The sequence below is a fragment of the Brachyspira hampsonii genome (assembly GCF_002214805.1).
Taxonomy (GTDB): domain Bacteria; phylum Spirochaetota; class Brachyspiria; order Brachyspirales; family Brachyspiraceae; genus Brachyspira; species Brachyspira hampsonii.
The window spans coordinates 160384-182066 of the sequence record NZ_CP019914.1 but is presented as its reverse complement, the minus strand read 5'-3'; the positions used below and the strand labels follow the sequence as shown (position 1 = coordinate 182066).

1 protein-coding gene is annotated in these 21683 nt (G+C 25.4%); it reads left to right on the top strand.

Annotated elements, in window-relative coordinates; all coding sequences use genetic code 11:
- Positions 1–167: 167 nt before the first annotated feature.
- Positions 168–21551, top strand: coding sequence for a SpiroCoCo family coiled-coil protein (locus BHAMNSH16_RS00645; RefSeq protein WP_069732004.1), 21384 nt, complete (start codon positions 168–170; stop codon positions 21549–21551).
- Positions 21552–21683: the final 132 nt, after the last annotated feature.

Genomic DNA, 21683 nt, shown 5'->3' with positions numbered 1-21683 from the left:
AACCTAAATTTGCAGTTTACATAAGAAAATATTATGATAATATATAAAAAATTTGAATTTTAGGCGAATTTTAACATCTTGAGAAATTAAAACATTTAAATACTATTGACATATACATTAACATAATATAGAATTATGTTAATATACTATATTTACGGAGTTTTTTTATGACCCCTGTTCTTCAATTAATACTAACATTTGTTGTTCCTCTATTACTTATCGGTATATATAGCGTAGTCAATAGAAAAAAAAATTACGGCAATAATGATTTTAATGAAATGTTTGCTGAAGAAAAAGCTGTTTTGGAAGGTATTGTAGAAGAAAAGATTTCCGAGGTGAGAGATAATGCTATAGATTTGGAGATAGCAGTTAAAAAAGCAGGCTTTATAAGCAAATCTATGGAAGAAGACCTCGCTAAATTAAATAAAAGAATTGAGTCATATAAAGATTATAAAGCTGCAGTATCTCAGTATCAGGAGCAGGTTGATTCTCTTGAAGAGGCTTATTTAGAAATATTAAACAAAGTAGATACTGTATTAAAAGAAAGAAATACTATAGAAAAAACTTATAAAAGAATATCCGATGTTAAAGCAAAAATGACAGAATTAGAAAAGAATGTCGGATCTATTCAGGATAAATTAATCGAATCTTATAATTCTAAATTAAATGAATTTGAAAGCGAACTTTATAAGAGATTCGATGCACTTACTACTAATCTTTTAGCCCGTGATGCACATTACAGTACTATGGCAGAACAGGAAAAAGAAAAAATATCTGCTCTTACAGAAGAATTCAAGCTTCATGTTGCTAAAAAAGAGGAATTATTTACTAATCAGCTTACTCAGCTTGCTGAAAGAACAGCCCGTCATAATATAGAACAATTAGCTGAATTATTTGAAAAAGGCAGAGATGAGCTTATAAACAAATATTCATCATTTGCTGATGAGATAGATACTAAATCTAAAGATATAGAAAATCGCTATGAAACTTTAAGTCAGTCTAAAGACGGACTTGAAACAGAGTTAAATAATTTAAGAGATACTATACATGACAGACTTAATTCTATAACAGAGTCAAGTGTACTAGAATTCAAAGATGAGATGGAAAAAACTAAAGAGATGCTCTACTCTACTCTTAAAGAAGGACTTGAAAAAATAAGTCAGGATAAAGAGGAATTTTTGGATTCTATAGAACAGAAAGCATATTCTTTGGAAAAATCTATAGATGATATAAAAGATAAAGCAGATTATATAAGCAAAGATTATGCTGAAAAAGCTCATCAATTAGAAAATGAGTTCTCTGTATTAAAAGATGATATAAACAATAGATTTATAGCCGAAGTAGAAAGTTTCTCTAACCATATAAAGAATGTACTTGAAAATGAAGACGACGGAGTAATTACTCTTTATAGAAATAAAACTAAAGAGCTTAATGATTTAATCATATCTATAGATGGTATGAGTGAAGAAACTATGCTTAGAGCTGAAAGCAGATTCGAGGATATAGTTAATGATATAGACAAATTAAAAGATGATATATTAACTAGAGCTCAAGATGATATGGAGTATTCTATAGATAAAGCAAGAAGCTCTTTAATAGCTGAAATCAATGAGCTTAGAAATGATGTTGAAACAGAGACTAATCTTTTGAAAGATAAAATAGATGAAACTCATTATCAAACTTCTGAGATAATATCTATTCTTAATAATAAACAGGAAGAAATACTTGATTCTTTAAACTTACAAAAAGAATATTTGTATAAAGATTTAGAAGCACAGGCTAATGACAGAGTTAATGAAATAGAAAGATTATTTTCTTCTGTAAAAAGAGAATTAGAACAGAATATTGATTCATATATCAAAAATACTTCTTCTGATTTGAGTGCTATTGATGAGAAATTATCAAGTTTGAAAGAACAGTATGATAAAGCTTCTTCTGATATAGATACTTTAAGTAAAGATACAGAATATAATATAAAAGAAAATTTAGAAAAGCGTTTAGAGATATTGGAAAAATCTTCTGCTGAAATCAATGATTTAGTAGGCATAGCTAATGAAAAATTAGATACAGGAATAAAAGATACTGAAGAAAAAATAGATGATATAAAGAAAGAAATTTCACAATACAGCGATTCTTATATAGAAAGTTTAAAATCTCATTTAAAAAATGTTCTAGATGATTATGAACAAACAAAAATGAAAGCTATAACTGACAGTATTGATTCTGTTATAAATCAGGTTGATGAAAGCGAAAAAAGACATGATGAATTAATAAGCAATATAGAAAACTCCATTGATGAGTTTAAAAACAAAATGGATTTGGCTATAAATGAAAATGTAAAATTTAATGAAGAAAGTAAAAAAGAAGTTGTTGATATGCTTCATAATGAACTTCGTCAGGCTACAGATGCATTTGATACTCTTTTGAATGAAAAAAGAGACAGCATGAACAAGATAAAAGATGAAATCGAAGACATAATGCATAGAGTAGAAAACGGCAGAGATACTTTTGAAAAAACTATAAATAAAGTATATGAAAATGCTGAAGATAGAGAAAAAGCATTAATGTCTGATATAGAAGATAAATATAATTCTTTAGATAAGAAAATAGACGGTGTATTAGATGAAAGAAGAGCTGATTTGAATGCTATAAGTGCAGAATATAATGCTATGCTTGAAAAGTATTCTAATAATTTAAAAGATGATTATGAAGAATTAAAACATCATGCATCTCTAATGAGCGATGAATATAAAATTCGCATAGAGAATTTAGGCGAAAGAATTAATGAAATAATTGATAATGCTAATAATATGCAGTCCGTTATTGATTCTAAAGCATCAGAAATAGATTCTTATATAGTTTATAAAAAAGAAGAAATAGATAGAAAGAGCAGTGATATATTTGCTGGTGTAGAAGAAAATGCATCTAAAAAATTAGATGAGCTTAGAGAATTAATAGATAATGCTATAAATAAATATCAAGATGAAATAAAAGAAATAGAAACATACAGATTTGAAGAAAGTCAGAATATAATTCATGATATAGAAAATATTGGTGCTGGTATAAGAAAAGATTATGAACAGTATACTAATATGCTTGAAGATTTCTATAAAAAAGAAAAAGATTCATTAAATGACTATGCTAATAGTTTGAAAGATGAAATAGAAAAAGCAAGAGAGGAATCTGAGGCTAAACATCTTTCTAATGAAGCTAATTATATAGATGAGTATTTAAATAAAGCATCTTTCAAAATAGATGAAGAAGTTAATCGTTTGAATGAAGAATTAAATAGTTCATTCAATACTTTATACAGCGGATTCTCTAAAATATTGGCTAAAATAAGAAAAGCTAATAATAAAAAAGCATTGCAGTATATTGCTAAAATTAAAAAGCATGCTGATAAAGTTATATCTAATACAGCAGCAGAAGTTAGAGATAGTCTTGGTCTAACATTAGAGGACTTAAGAAATGAGTTTATATCATTGAAAGATAATGTTGATGATAAATTGAGAGAAGAAGCTGATAAATTAATTTCTAATAATGAAAATGTACTTGCTATATTGGATGATCATAATAATAGATTAGAGCAGATCAATGATTTAAGTAATACTATAGAAAATATTAAAGAAACTTTGTTGGAGCAGATTGATGATTTAAATTCTCATTTGTCTGATGCTAATGAAAACTTTAATAGTATTATAGATAATATAAAATCTTCTATAATAGACAGAGATGAATTGATTGAACTTCAAAATAGTGAAAAAGAATTTTTGAAAAATCAGATAGAAGATATAAAAGAAGAATTTGAGCTTTTCAAAGATCAAATGTTAAGAACTAATGAGGTGGAAATACCTGCATTATTTGATGAAGAAAAAGAAAGAATAGAAAACATGTTTGATGAGTTCAGTAAAAATTTACTTATGAGACTCACAGATAATGAAAGCGATATACATTATATTAAAGATGTTTTATCTGAGGAAAGAAGTCATTTAATATCACAAATAGAACTTTTAAGAAAAGATGTTGATGACATAAAAGATGATAATACAGTTACAGTTTTATCAGAAGAAAAAGCTGTGCTTGAAAATTCAGTAACTGCTTTAAGAGATGATTTTGATAAAATAATTGATTTGGAAAGAGATTTTATTACTCTTAAAAATAGAATGGAAGGAATAGACAGCGGATTAAAAGATGATGTTAAAGAGTTGTCTGATAAATTAAGAGATTTCAAAAATAACTTGGAAGAAAAAATAGAAAAAGATTCCAGCGGATTATATAGAGATTTAGAATCACTTAATAATAATTTTGAAACTGTAAGAAAGAATATGTCTTCTTTCTTGGATAAAGATAAAATAGAAGAATTGCTTAATAAAGAAAAAAATAGATTGGATTCTATATTTGAAAGTTTGACTTCTAATAATGAAAGTTTCAAAGATAGATTAGAAAAGCGTATGTCTTATTTTGAAGATATATGGTCTGATAATACTAAAATCAAAAGCATATATGCTGCTGACATAAGAGAAGAAGTTGAAAATATAAGAAAAGAAGCAGATATCAAATACGACAATCATATTTCTGAGTTGAAAGAAAAAATGAAGTTAATAGAGCAGGATATATATGATTGGAAAAATGGTAATTTAAATACTTTGCTTTCTCAATTAGATGAAGCTAGAAGGGGAATAGAAGAATTTATTAATACTTCAGAAGGTAAAAAGAATCAATTTATCATTGACATGATTAATGATATAGAAAAGAAAGAAAATGAAATCTATTCTCGTATAGATGAAAAAATTTCAGAAGCTGAAAATAAACTTGCTTCTGTAGATGAAAAATTGAACAATGCAATAGGAAATAGTTTAGAAGAAATACATAATAGAATAAATGAGTCTGTTGCAAAATATGATGAAGAAATAAAAAGAATTGAACATCATAGAGAAACTGAAACAGAAAATATAATATCTGATATAGAAGATTTAGGCAACAGTATAAGAGAAGATTATGAAGAATATTCTATTATGATAGATAAGATATATGAAGATGCTGTATCTGAATTAGAAGTTCATCTTGAAAATATCAAAAAAGAGATAGAGAGAGCAAGATCCGAAGCTGAGGAAAAACATTTAAGTAATGAGAAGAACTATATAGATGACTATTTATTAAACTACTCAGAAAAAATTGAAGCTCATGTTAATGATAAGTTAAGTATTTTGACAGAAAGTAAAGCTCAATTAGATGATATGATAAAAGAGTCTTTCAATACACTTAATTCCAACTTGAATGATGCTATGAACAGATTTAATGAGGAAGCTAATACACAAATACATTCTGTTGTTAATAGATTAGAAAAAGAAGCAGAAGAAAGATTGAATAATGATAATAAATATATATCTGAATTAGAAGAACAGTTGAGAGCTATAAGTGTTAAAATAGATAATGAGCTTTATAATATTTCTTCAAAATTAGATAATGAGATATCTGATGTTAAAACAAAATATAAAGATTTGAGTACTGATTTTGATGAGGAATTAGATATGATTAAGGCTTCTATACTTGATAGAGATGAGCTTATGGAATTACATAATTCCGAAAAAGAGATCTTATCTGAGCAAATGGAAACTTTGAAAACAGAATTTGATTCTTTCAAAGATGAGCTTTTAAAAGCAAATGAGGAAGATATACCTACTCTATTTGAAGAAGAAAAACAAAAAATAGAAAAAGCATTTGAATACTTTACTTCTAATCTTTTGGATAGAATGAATAATTCTGAAAATGATATAAACTATGTTAAAGATGTTATAGTTGAAAATAGAAATGCATTCTTAGAAAAGATTGATAATATAAAAAGAGATATAGAATCTATAAAAGATGACAATACTATAGCACAGTTGGCTTTAGATAAACAGTCATTGGAGGATTCTTTCAATACTATTAAAGATGATTTCGGTAAATTATCTGATTTAGAAACTGCTTTATATCAATTGAGAGATAATGTTGAAGATATAGATTTAAATTTCAAAGATGATATAAAAGTTTTATCTGAAAGATTTGAAGAATTTGAGAATAAAGCTGTAACTGATGAAAGATTCGATAATTTGTCTTACAGCATAGATAAAATTAGAGATAATTTAAAAAATTCTATAAATAAATCTTCTGAATTAGAAAATGAGTTTTCATCTATAAAAGAAAATCTTTTCAAAGCATTAAGTAAAAATGAGAATATAGAAAATTTATTTGCTGATGAAGTAAAAAAATTAGATTCTTTATTTAATAATATCAAAACAGATAATGCTGAATTTAGAGACAGATTAGAAAAGCGTATAGATTATTTTGAAGACACTTGGTCTGACAGCGGAAGAATTAGAAGCCTTTATGCAGCTGATTTAAGAGATGAATTGGAAAATATCAAAGCAGAAGCTGATATAAAATTAGAAAATTATGTTAATGATTTAAAATCTCAAATAGAGGACATTAATAATGATGCTTCTTCTTGGAGAGATGAATATATTAATGATATAAAAGAAAGAATTGATGCTATGGATAAAGACATATCCAGCTGGAAAGACGGACGAATTAATGAATTATTAGAGCAGTTGGAAAATGCTAAAGAAAGCATAAAAGATTATTTAGAATCTTCTGAAGGAAAAAAAGAGGAATTCCTTTCTGATATATTATTAAAAATAGAAGATAAAGAACATTCTATCTATAATAGAATAGATGCAAAAATAGAAGATATTGAAAACAGATTATCAGTAGTTGATGGAAAAGTATCTGATGATATAGCTAGAGGATTAGAAGAAGTAGAAAATATAGTAAATAAAGCTATAAATAAATATAATGAAGAGATTAAGAATATTGAACATCATAGAGCTGAAGAAGGCAGTAAATTATTAGGTGATATACAATCAGGATATGATTATTATTCTAAACTCATAAATACTACATATAAAGATTCATTATCATCTTTGGCTGATTACACCAATAGAATAAAAAGTGATATAGAAAAAGCTAGAAAAGAAGCTGAAAATAAACATTTAAATAATGAAAAGAATTATATAGATGAGTATTTAAAAGAATATTCTGCTAAATTAGACAATAAAGTTAATGAAAAAATTAATATATTAAATGACAGTAAAAATAAATTAGATGATATGATAAAAGAGTCATTTAATACATTAAATATTAATTTAAATGATGCTATATTAAAATTCAATGAGCATGCTGATTCTAAAATCAATAGTGCTCTTGAAAAAATAGAAAAAGATGCATCAGAAAGATTCTTCAGTTATAAAAATTATGTTTCTGAATTAGAAGAAAATTTAAGAGCTATCAGTGCCAAAATAGATAATGAGATGTATAATGTATCTTCAAAATTTGATAATGATATATCTGATTTGAAAAACAAATATAAAGAGTTAAATGCTGATTTTGAAGAATCATTAGATATAATAAAAAGTTCAATACTCGACAGAGATGAACTCATTGAACTTCAAACTTCTGAAAAAGAACTTTTATCAGAAAGAATAGATGAGCTTAAAAATGAGTTTAAAAGTTTTAAATATGAGATATTAGCGGCAAATAGAGATGATATACCTGCTCTATTTGATGAAGAAAAAGAGAGAATAGAAAAAGCATTTGAAGATTTTACTAATACTTTATTAGATAGAGTAAATGATTCTGAAAGAGATATTAATTATATAAAAGATATCATTTCTGAAGATAAAATTTCACTATTAGAAAAGATAGATAATTTGAAATCAGAAATTGATGTTTTAAGAGAAGATGATACTATAACTCAATTAGCTTTAGATAAACAGGCTTTAGAAGTTTCATTTAATTCTATAAAAAATGATTTCTCAAAATTAGAAGAATTAGAAAATCATTTATATGAATTAAAAAATAATATGGATAATTTTGATTTAGATTTAAAAGATGAGGTTAAAAGTTTATCTGATAAATTTAATTCTTTTGAAAATAAAATCAAAGAAAATGATAATAATATAAGAGATATATCTTCTAATATGGATACTATAAGCGATAATATTGGAGATTTAAGTTCTGATATTAATGTAATTAGAGATGCTATAAATAATTCTATAAATAAATCATCAGAATTAGAGCATACTATATTAAAAGATAAAGAGGAATTAGAAAATAGATTATCTTCTATAAAAGAGAATTTGTCATTAATATCATCTAACAATAAAGTTTCAGATACTTTATTTAATGATGAGGTTAAAAAGTTAGAGAGTTTATTTGATAGTTTCAAAAATGATAGTATAGAATTCAGAGATAGATTGACTAAGCGTATAGAATACTTTGAAGATACTTGGTCTGACAGTACAAGAATAAGAAGTTTATATGCTGCTGAAATGAGAAATGAATTGGAAGAAGTTAAAAAGGAAACTGAATTAAAATTTGAAAATTATCTTAATGATTTGGCAGGCAGAATAGAAACTATTGATGAAAATATATCTGGCTGGAAAGATGGAAAAATTAATGAACTTCTTTCAGAATTAGAAGCAGCAAAAAATAATATAACAAATTATTTAGATTCAACAGAAAATAGAAAAGAACAATTAATTTCTGATGTGCTTTCTAAAATAGAAGAAAAAGAAAATGCTATCTATAACAGAATAGATTCTAAAATAGCTGATATAGAAAATAAATTATCAGTTTTAGATATTAAAGTTTCTGATGATGCATATAATAAGTTAGAAGAAGTAAAAGAAAAACTAGATAAAGCCATAAGTAAATATGATGAAGATATACAAAATATTGAGCATTATAGAAATGAAGAGGGAAGCAAACTTTTAGAAGACATAAAATCAGGATATGATTACTATTCTAAATTGATAAACTCAGCTTATAAAGATTCTTTATCTTCTTTGTCAGAATATACAAATAAAATAAAAGCTGAAATAGAAGATGCTAGAAAAGAAGCTGTACATGATAATAATATAAATAAAAATTATATAGATGAGTATTTGAAAAATTATTCTGATAAATTGGAAAATCAAATTGCAGATAAAATAAATATATTAAATGAAAGCAAGAATCAATTAGATGATATGATTAGAGATTCGTTTGCTACATTAAACAGCAATTTTAATGATGCTATAGCTAAAATAAATGAAAATGCAGATAATAAAGTAAATTCAGTTATAAGAAAATTAGAATCAGATAAATTGCTTAATTATAATGAATATATTAAAGAATTAGAAAATCATTTAAGTTCAATAAACAGTAAAATAGATAATGAAATATATAATGTAACTTCTAAATTTGATAATGGTATATCAGAGCTTAGAAATAAATATGATGCTTTGAATATAGATTTTGAAGAGACATTAGATTTGATTAAGAGTTCTATTTTAGATAGAGATGAACTTACAGAGCTTCATAATTCAGAAAAAGAACTTCTAGAAAATAGAATAAATGAACTTACAGAGCTTCATAATTCAGAAAAAGAACTTCTAGAAAATAGAATAAATGAACTTACAGAGCTTCATGATTCAGATAAAGAATTATTGGGAAGCGGAATATATGAAGTAAAAACAGAACTTGATAATTTCAAAAATGAGTTATTGGAAAGCAGATTATATGAACTTAAAAATGAGTTTGATAATTTCAAAAAAGAAGTTTTAAATGCTAATAAAGATAGTATACCTGCTTTATTTGAACAGGAGAAACAGAGAATTGAAGATGCATTTGAAGAGTTTACAAATAATCTATTAGATAGAGTTAATGTTTCAGAAAGCGATATTAATTATATAAAAGATATTATTGCAGAAGATAAGCTTACTTTATTAAAACAAATAGATAATTTGAAAACTGATATAAATTCTTTAAAAGAAGATGATATATTGACTCAATTAACTTTAGAAAAAGAAGCATTGGAAGAATCATTTAATTCAATAAAAAATGATTTTGCCAAATTAGAGGATTTGGAGAAACATTTGTATGAATTAAGAGATAATATGAAAGATGATGCAGCTAGTGTATATGATAAGTTTGAGAATATAGAAAAAGAATTCACTTCAAGCTTGAATAATGTTAATTCTGATATAGATAATATTAAGAATGATATAATTAATTCTATAAATAAATCATCAGAATTAGAAAACAATATATTAAAAAATAAAGAAGAATTGGAAAATAAATTATCTGCTATAAAAGACAATCTTCTTTCAATGTCTTCAAGAAACGATAGTATAGAGACATTATTTAATGATGAAGTTTCTAAATTGGAGGATTTATTTGATAAAGTTCATAATGGAAATATAGAGTTCAGAGACAGATTAGAGAAGCGTATAACTTATTTTGAAGATACTTGGTCAGATAGTACAAAATTAAGAAGTTTGTATGCTTCTGAAATGAGAGATGAGTTAGAAGAGATAAAAAAAGAAACAGAAATCAAATTTGAAAATTATCTTAATGATTTGAATAATAAAATAGATGCTATGAATGATGATATTTCTATTTGGAAAGAAAATAATATCAATGATCTATTATCTCAATTAGAAACTGCTAAGCAAGATATATCTGCTTATTTGGATACTACAGAAGATAAAAAGAATAAACTTATCAGTGAAGTTTTATCTAAAATTGAAGAAAGAGAAAATAATATCTACAGCAGATTAGATGAAAAAATAGCGGAAATAGAAAATAGATTATCAGAAACAAATTCTAAACTTAATGATGATATAGCAGTAAATTTAGATAATCTTCATAATATGATTAATGATGCTTTAGTTAAGTATAATGAAGAAATAGAAAATATTGAAAATTACAGAACTATAGAATCGGATAAATTATTGGAAGATTCTAAAAAGCTTATTGAAGATATAAAATCTGGTTATAATCATTATTCTAATCTGATAAATGAAGCTTATAATAACTCTGTTAATTCTTTGACAGATTATTCTAATTTGGTTAAAGAAGAAATAGAAAAAGCCAGAGAAGAATCAGAATCTAAGCATTTAAATAATGAGAAAAATTATATTGATGATTATTTGAAAAATTATTCTGATAAATTGGATGCTAAAGTTTCAGAAAAAATTGATACTTTGAATGCTGCTAAAGATAGTTTGGATAATATCATAAAGGATTCATTTAATAATTTAGAATTGAATATGCAGGAAGCTATATCTAAATTTGAAAAAGAATCTAATAATAAACTTTTAGAAGTCATTGAAAAATTAGAGAAAGATTCTAAAGCAGTTATATTTGATAAAAATGAATACAGTGTTTATCTAACAGAACAGTTAAACGGCATCTCAAAAAAGATAGAAGATGAGATATCTAAAATCAATGAAAGAATGGATGGTGATTTGTCAAATATCACAGAAAAAATGGATTCTAATATAGCTTCATTGAATAATAAAGTTTATGATGATATTAATTCTATAATTGAAAAATATGAATCTTTGAGCAAAGATTTTGATACTTCATTGGAAGTGTTAAAAGATTCAATATTAGATAGAAATGAATTATTAGAAATGCAGTCTTCTGAAAAAGAGATTCTAGTTTCAAAAGTAGATGAACTTAAAAAAGAATTTGAAAGTTTCAAAGAAGATATATTAAAAACTAATAAAGAGTCTATCCCTTCTCTATTTGATGAAGAGAAGAAAAAAATTGAAAATGCTTTTGAAGAATTCACTGAGGCATTATTAGATAGAGTAAATAATTCAGAAAGTGATATTAATTATGTTAAAGATATAATATATGAAGATAAGTCTTTCATTTTAGAGAAAATAGATAATTTGAAAAATGAATTGTACTCTCTAAGAGATGATGATACTATTAATAGATTGACTTTAGAAAAGAATGCTTTAGAAGAGTCATTTAATTCTATAAAGGATAGCTTCTCTAAATTAGAAGATCTTGAAAATAATTTATATCAATTAAGAGACGATATGGTAGATGTTGATATAAATTTAAAAGATGAAGTTAAAAACTTAGTTTCAAAAGTTGAAGAACTTGACTCTAAAATCAGAGAAGATATTTCTAAAGATTTAGAAGATTATTCAAATGATTTAAGTATGCTTAACTCTAATGTAAATACATTAAATGATTATATAGAATCTATAAAAGTAAATATGCATGATTCTTTGAATAAATCTTCTGAGATAGAAAATACTATATTAAAAGATAAAGAAGAATTGGAAAGTAAATTGTCTTCAATAAAGGACAATCTTCTTTCAATATCTGGAAAAAATGACAGCATAGAAACATTGTTTAATGATGAAGTGCAAAAATTAGAGAGTCTTTTTGATAAAGTTAGAAACGATAATGTAGAGTTTAGAGAAAGACTTGAAAGACGCATAGAATATTTTGAAGATTCTTGGTCTGATAATGCCAGAATACGAAGTTTGTTCTCTTCTGATATAAGAGATGAGATAGAAAATATTAAATCATATACAGAATTAAAATTTGAAAATTCTATCAATGAGTTGAAAGATAAAATGGATTCTATGAATTCTGATTTGACTTCCTTCAGAGATGAATATTTGAATGAGCTTAAATCAAGAATAGATTCTATGGATAATGATATTATAAGCTGGAAAGATGGAAGAATCAATGAGCTATTGGCACAATTAGAAGAAGCTAAAAATAATATTTCAAGTTATATAGATAATTCGGATGTTAAAGCTGAAAAAATATTATCTGATATTCTATCAAAAATAGAAGAAAAAGAATCAAGCATATATAATAAGTTAGATGAAAAGATAGCAGATATAGAAAATAAATTATCTGATATAGATTCAAAACTTAATAATGAAATAAATACTAATTTTAATAGTATATATAATATGCTTAATGAGGCTTCAGATAGATATAATGAAGAAATAAAAAATATAGAAAATTATAGAAAAGATGAAAAGAATAAATTATCAGATGATTATCAAAAATTTATTGATGATATGAAATCGGGTTATGAGTATTATTCTAATTTGATAAATGATGCATATAATAATTCTTTGAATTCTTTGAAAGATTATTCTAAATTAGTAGAAGAAGAAATAGAAAAAGCCAGAGAAGAATCAGAATCTAAACATTTAAATAATGAGAAAAACTATATAGATGAATACTTAAAAGAATATTCTGATAAATTGAATACTGAAATAGCAGAAAAAATGAATATGCTTACCGAAGCTAAAGAAGAATTAGATGATATGGTAAGAGACTCTTTTGATAATTTGGAAAGCAGTTTTAATGATGCTTTAATTAGATTTGAAGAGGAAACAAGCAGTAAAGTTTTAGATGCTATTGAAAAATTAGAGAAAGAAACAGAATCTGTATTATTCAAAAAATATATGTCAGTTTTAAATGAAAAGATTCGTTCTGTAAATGAAAAATTAGATAATGAGACTTCTGATTTAAAAGAAAAATATGCAGATTTAAATTCTGATTTGAATAATGCAATTAATATGATGAAGAATTCTGTAATAGATAAAGATCAATTAATATCATTACATAGTGATGAAAATAATACTATTATAGAGAAACTTGAAAAACTTAAAAATGATTTCCAAACTTTCAGAGAATCATCATTGAGATTTGACAATGAAGATGTTCCTGCTTTATTTGATGATAAGAAAAAAGAGATAGAGCGTATCTTTGAAGAGTTTACAAGTGTAGTTCTTGACAGATTAAATATTACTGATGATGAGGTTAACAAATTAAAGGATACTATTATTTCTGATAAGTTAAATTTATTAGAAAAAATGGATAATTTAGAAGTTGAAATAGAAACTGTTAAGAAAGATAATACAATAGAGCAGTTAGCTTTAGAAAAGAAAGCTTTGGAAGATTCTTTTAATACTATAAAAGAAGATTTTGCTAAATTAGGAAATTTAGAAAGTAATTTATATCAATTAAAAGAAAATATGTCTGATGTTGATATACTCTTAAAAGATGAGGTTAAGGCTTTATCAAACAGATTATCCGATTTTGAAGATAGAATAAAAGATGATATAGTAAGAGATTTAGATGAGTATTCTATAGAATTAAATAATCTCACATCTAATGTCGGTAAATTAAATTTAAGAATTGATGGGATTAAAGAACAGATAGAAAACAGCATTAATAAATCTTCTGAATTGGAAAATCTTCTTTCTAAGGAAAAAGAAGAATTAGATAATAAACTATCTTCTATTAAAGATGATTTAATTTCTAAATCTGAAAATAGCGATATAATAGAGCAGACATTTATTAAAGAAAAAGAAGAATTAACTAATCTTTTCAATCAAATAAGAGAAGATAATAAAGACTTTAGATATAGATTGGAAAAGCGTATTAGCTATTTTGAGGATACTTGGTCCGACAGCGGTAAATTGAAAAATATCTTCTCAGCTGATATAAAAGAAGAATTGAATGATATTAGAAATGCTAATGATATAAAAATCAATAACTCTATTGGTTATTTAAAAGATAAAATAGAGTCTATAGATAATGATATATCTAATTGGAAGGAAAATGGCATTGAAGAATTAGTTAAACAACTAAAAGAAGCTAGAGAAAGTATATCTAATTATTTAGATGATTCAGAGATAAAAGGAAAAGAAGTTGTATATAGTATTTTATTGAGCGGCAGAGAATATCTTGAAAAATATTTGAAAGAATATTATTCAGAATTAGAATCTCAATTATATGATAAAATGAACTTATCTAAAATAGATTTGGATAATATATTGAAATCTTCTTTTGATAATTTAGAAACAAAATTTAATGAATCTATAACTAAAATTGAAGAATATTCAAATGATAAAATGTCCAAAACTTTAGAAGATATAGAGAAAAATAAATATGATTTAGATATTATGATAAATGATTCATTCAATATGTTGAATCAAAGTATTAATAATGCCGTATCTAAAATGCTTGAAGATTCTGATGATAAGTTAAGAGATGTTATAGAAAGTTTGGAATCTCAGATAAATGATCTTATATCTAATAAAGAAGAGGAAATAGTTAATAAGATATCAGCTTATGAAACTGAACTTAAAGAGGAGCAGGCTTCTTCATTAGAAGATATTAGAAATGAGTTATTAGAGCTTTATAGTGAATTTAAAGATAATGTTAATTATGACGGTTTAAAAGATATAGGAGGAAAATTAAATAATATAGAAAATTCATTATTAGTAGTTAATACTCAATTAGAAAATAAAGCAAAAGATATTTCTGATAGAATAGATTTAGAAAAAGAAGAATTATATACTTCTGTGAATAAATTGTCTTCAGAATTTGAGTATTTCAAATCTAATATAGACGAAAGATTTAAAACTCAAGTAAGCGATTTTATATCTAATAATGAACATATATTATCCCTATTCGGAGAGTACAGTGAGAAAATTTCTTCAGTAACAGACATATTAGAAGATATAGAAAATGTTAAAGTATCTCTTATCGATGAGATAAATAAAGTTAAAGAAGAAATAGATAATAAGTATTCAACTCTTACTAGAGATTTTGATAAATCTATAGATGAGATAAAAGATGCTGTATTGGATAAAAATAATATACTTCAGTTCTATGTCAATGAAAAAGAATTATTATTGAAAGAAGTTGATGAGTTAAAATCTTCTTTTGCTTCATTGAAAGATGATATATTAATCAGCACAGATGAAAGAGCAGAGGCTTTTATTGATTCAGAAAAATTGCGTATACAATCTGCGATAGATGATGTATTTGAAACTTTAAGTGCTAAAATCAGCAGCAATGATGATAGTATTTCTGGTTTGGAATCTTCTTTATCAGAATATAAATCTATTATATCAAATACTATAGATGAATTTAAAGATGAAATTTCTTCTATAAAAGACAATCATAGTTATAATGATTTAATTGAGGAGAGAAATAGATTAGAAGAATCATTCAATTCTCTTAAAAATGATTTCTTAAAAATAGAGGATTTAGAAAAAGATTTATCTGTTATAAAAGATAAGGTGAAAGGTGTTGATACTAGTTTAAATGATGAGGTTATAAGACTTTCTGATGAATTGAGAGAGCTAAAAGAAAATTTATCAAATGAATATAATTCTGATATAACTAATGAAAATATTGATGCAGTTTATGAAGATTTTAGAAAGCTTAATGAAAATTTAGAATCATTTAAAGAAACTGTTATACCTCAATTATCTAACATTAGTAAATTGGAAGATAAAATATTGGATAGCAAAGAGGAAATTTATAGAGATTTAAATGATATAATGGATTCTTTGCCTAAATCTTATGCTGGTGCAGAAGAAATATCCATATTAGAAGAAAAACTTGATAATATATTTAATAACTTCAATGACAGTATAGTATCTATCAAAAATGATTTAGTTGATAATATAGAAAAAGATACTAAGGAGTTTAAAGATAGAATAGAAAAAAGAATAGAGTTCTTTGAAGATACATGGTCTAGTGAAGAGAAAATTGTAGAATTGTATGGCAATATAATATCTGATAATTTTGATGTATTAAAAGAAGGATTAGAATCGCAATTCAATGACTCATTTGCAGAGTTCAAAGATAAAATAGAAACTATGCAAAATGATTTGAATAGCTGGAAATCTTCTAACCTTAATTCAATAACAAATACATTAGATAATGCTAAGGATATAGCATCCGATAATGCTGATTATTCTGAAATCAAATCTATGATAGAACTTCTTAAAGAGGATATCTATAATAAACAGTTAGAATTGCAAAATAATGTTGATTCTAAATTAGAAGAAAGTATTTCAAAAATAGATTTGTTTGATAGTAGAATAAAAGACTTAGAATACAATCAAGGATCTTTGGGTGCTGATTTAGCTAAATATAGAGAGAAATTATATTCTATATTAGATGATTATGATGATAAAGTAAAATCTAAGGTTATTAATCTTCAAAACAGCTTAAAAACAGAAGAGAAAAATACTTTGGACTATATAGAAAATAATATTAGTTCTATAAAAGATGATATTAACAGTTCTAGTAAAGGTGTAGATATAAAAATAAAAGCTTTGGAATCTTATATAAGTAAGATAAATAATGAGCTTAATACTAATACTTTGAAACTTTCTAATGAATTGGCGAAAGATAAAAAAGAACTTCTTAATACAATAGATGAGTTTAGAAAAGAGGTTTATTCTAGAATAGCTGAGGAAGTATCAAGTAAAGATTCAGAGCTTTTAAATAGCTTTGAAGAGTTTAAAAATCAAATAATAAACTCAGTTCCTAATATAGATGAACTTGCTGATCTTTTCGTATCTGAAAAAGAAGATATAACTAATGAGTTTTATGAGTTAAGAGATGAAATCCTTAATAATCATGAAGACAATAAAAATTTTGCTAAAATGTTTGAAGAAGAAAAAGCAAAATTAATAGATGAACTTGACCATTTCAAATCAGCTGTGAGAGTCGAATACATATCTGCAGAAGAGAGATTTGAAGCACTTAAAAAAGATTATTTAAATAACTTGAATAATCTTTTAGATGTAGAAAAGGCAGATTTGGAATCTTCATTTGAAGAGATAAGAAAAGAGATTAATAATATAAAAGATGTTTCTGTATCGAGAGAAGAAATAGAAAAACTTATTGATAGTTACAAACAGGAAATAACAACTTCTATTGATAATAAAAAAGCAGAAATTTCTGAAAATGAAGAAGCTGTAAAAGTTGATAGTTCTTATGTAGAAAAATTGATAGAGGAAGAAAGAGCTAGAATAAATGAAACATTAGAATCATTCAGAAAAAATATAGAAGAAAACTACTCTACTGTTGAAGCTGTTGCAGAAGTTCTTTCTAAAGAACAGGATTCTGTTGAAACTAAGCTTTTGAAAATGAAAGAAGATATACTTAGTGATATGCCTACTTTAGAAAATGTAAGTCAGATATTTGTAGAAGAAAAAGAAACTTTGAAAGATGAACTTAAAGAGGAGTTTGTTTCTTTAAGAAATGAAATATTAGGTTCTGTTCCTACTAATAATGACTTAGCTAATATGGCTCAGCAGTATGGTGCTAAGATTAGAGATGATTTCCAAATATTAGAACAGGATTTTTCTGAGAGCATCAAAAGATATAAAGAAAATATATCTAATGAAATGGCTGGATTTAGAAATGAGTTTAATGAAAGAATAGCCAATATAAAAGATTTAGCAGAGGCTTTGCAGGCTGAAAGAGATAGATTAATGGCTGAAATAGATGATATTAAACTTAAATATGAAAGCGGAGCTATATATTCTGATGAAGCTTTAAATACTATAGAAGGCGACCGAGACAGACTTTTGAATGAGTTTATTAGTTTCAGAAGATCAATAATTGAGCTTATAAAAGAACAAGATGCAACTATGACTATGTTTAATCAGGAGAAAATTAATATCATTGATAGTATAGAAGCCTTGAAAAATAAAATTTCATTCGATACTATAAGCAGAGATGATGTTATTTCTATGATTGAAGATGAGAGAAGACAGGTTGCAGATATGTTTGAAAGCATACAAAATGATTCTATGGATACTGATTTAAGATATCTTACAGATTCATTCAGAGATGATATTATAAAAGTATTTGAAGAATCTAATGATGAGTTCAGAAAGCGTATAGAAGCTAGAATAGTTCATTTTGAAGATGCTTATGCTTCAGCTGATAGAATAAAAGATTTCTATAAAGATGCTATAATTTCTGAAGTGGATAGTTTAAGAAGCGATGCAGAAAAAATACTTATAGATTTGAATAACAAAGTAGAAAATACTAAAGACCAAATAGACTTATTGGAAAATGATAGATTAAAAGGTATAATAAGCAAAATAGATGAAGCAGAAAATGATATAAATTCTTTCATAAATAGCATGAAGGCTAATATTAAAGAGCAGGAAAATGAGCTTAGAATGTTAAGTCAATCTCAGAAACATATATCTCAGGAAGTAGAGACTGTTCGCAGAGAGAGAGAAGCTCTTATGGATATGGTTAAAAATTCTGATATAAATATCAAAAATAAGTTGGAAAGTTTAACAAGTGCCGTATCAGAAGCTGCTGATATTGCTTCATTAAAGATAGCTGAGAAAGAAGAAGCGTTCAGCAATAAAGTAAAAGAAGCTGAAGAGTATATTAACTCATTGTCTTATAGAATGACTGAAGAAAATAATAGTGATTTGGCTAAGGCGAGAGAGGATATTAATAATTTAATTTCTTCCTTTAATGAATCTATAGTAAAAGAAACTAATGATTTGACACCTCATATAATGACTATAGTTGAGAATTTTATTAATAATGAAATGAAGAAATTTGATAAATTCTCTGATGTAAGAAGTGCTATAGAGGGTATTGAAAATGATATTAATAATAAGATAACTGAGGCATTCAATAATATGAATAAAGAGCTTGAAGATAATATTATTGAATTTAGAAAGAAAATAGATACTTATCAGGAAGAATTTATCAGTGAATTAAAAATGTCTGTAAATATGGAAGGTGAAAAAGCAGTTGATGAAATTAGATCTATACATAATGATGAAGTTGCTAAATTAAAAGAGATGTACTTAACTACTGAAAAATTCTATACTGATAGACAAGAGAAAAATCATGAGGATTTCTCAAAATTATTTGAAGAAGCGTATAAAGACTATAATGAAAAAATAGAATCTTTATATACTCAGTTAGATGATACTAAACTTCAAATAAGTACTTCTGTTGAAGATGTTGTTTCTGATTTGAAACAGGCTTTGAGCATTAAAGATGAGTTTTTAACTTCTGTTGAAGATAATAAAGAAAAACTTGAAGCTGTTGAGGAGCAAATGAATAATTTAGAAAATGAGCTTGCTCCATCAGTAGAAAAATTAAAAATCATGATAGAGGAAAAAGCATTGGAATTGAAAGATAAAATCAATGCTTACTCTCAGGATATAGAACTTCAAGGAGAGAAATTCAATTCTAGATTAGAAGAATTATCTAATAATGCTAAATCTACTGTAGAAAATAAAGTAACTGAATTTGATTCTATAATAGAGAATGTTTCTAGTAGAATGTCTGCTTTATTAGAAGAAAAGAATTCTGAGTTTGATGCTTTGAAAGCACATTATGAAGGACTTTCCGAATCATTGACAGCATTAAAAGATTCTATATCAGAAGCAGTTAATGAAAGAATATCTGAAGCGAATAACATTATAGAAGAAAATGTTCGTACTATAGAAGAATCTGCTAATGAGAAATATGAGAAATATATAGCAAGACTTAATTCTAATTTAGAACAAACATTATCGCTTTTAATGAATGATGCTAAAGAGCATATACAGAAAGCAAAAGAAGAGATAATCAAAGCTCATACTAATAATTTAGATGAGTATGATGAGAGAATTACAAATATGAAAGATATTGTTTCTGCTTTGGAAGAAGATATAACTAAATATTCTTCTGAAATAGATGCAAGACTTGAAAGTATTAATTTAAGCTATGATGAAAAAACAAATATTATACTTAAAGATTTTGACAATAGAACTGATGATTTAAAATTAAAATTAAATGATGCAGTTGAATCTATTGATAAAATGCTTGATGTAAAAACAAATGATATTTCTTTAGAATATGAGGCTATGAAATCAAAAATAGATGATATAGCTAAGGATATAGACAAATATTTGAATACTGTTAAAGTATTTGATAATGCTAAAGAAATGGCAGCATCTATAAAAAATGATGTTTCTAAATTGAATGCTTTGGTTGAAGATACTAAAGCGGTAACAGTTGAAATGAATAAGACTATGTCTGAATTTGACAGCTTAAAGAAAATGCATCATGAGATATTAGATTATGCTGAAAGTCTTAAAAAAGAAAAAGACAGCTTGAAGGATACTCAGGAAAAAGTAAATATGTTAATGGAAATGTCTGGAGAAATACAAGACAGATTTGTTAATATAGCAGAAAACAATGCTATTATAGAGCATGCTGAGGAAGGAATACAGGTTGTTATAGATATAGCATCGCAAATAGAAAATAAACTTTCATTTATTAAAGATAAAGAAGAGTATGCTGATGATATATTACAGCAAATAAGAAAAGCAGAGATAGAATCTGAAACTATTTTAGAAAGAATTGACAGCATAAAAGAGGCTATGGTAGAAGTTGAAGATACTAGAAAGAACTTTATGGATAAGATTTACTCTTTAGAAAGAGATATGGCTAAAATAGATAAAAACGATAAGAAAGTTCAGCTATTTATTTCTAAATTAGAAGAGCTTAATGTCATTATAGATGAGATACAAAATCAGAGAGAAAATCTTGTTCGTATGAAAAATCAGTATGATGATTATGATAAGAATATTGTTAAGAACTTGGAGAGAGCCGAGTATTTTGTAAGATATTTGGAAACTTTGCTTGATAATGCTGATAAATATATGTCTGATAAAGGTTCTAAAACTTCTAAAAAAGGAACATCTAAAGTAGATAGCAAGAAAGAAGAGTTTATAATTAGAATGTATAAAGAAGGTTGGAAACCAGATGAGATAGTAAAAAATAGTTCATATTCAAGAGATGAGGTTGAAAGAATTATAAAAGCATGGAAAGATAAGCAATCCAGAGGATAATTTGAAAATAGTTTGATTGTTCTCCTTCTTAAATAGGGTTTATAAAGTTATTTTTATAAACCCTATTTTTTATTTCATTGTAATCTGATATGCTTTAAATTATAATAATTAGACTTGTTTCAAAAGTACTTG

Excerpts from the sequence above, each read along its gene's own strand:
- BHAMNSH16_RS00645 (WP_069732004.1), top strand. The coding sequence starts at position 168 with ATGACCCCTGTTCTTCAATTAATACTAACATTTGTTGTTCCTCTATTA.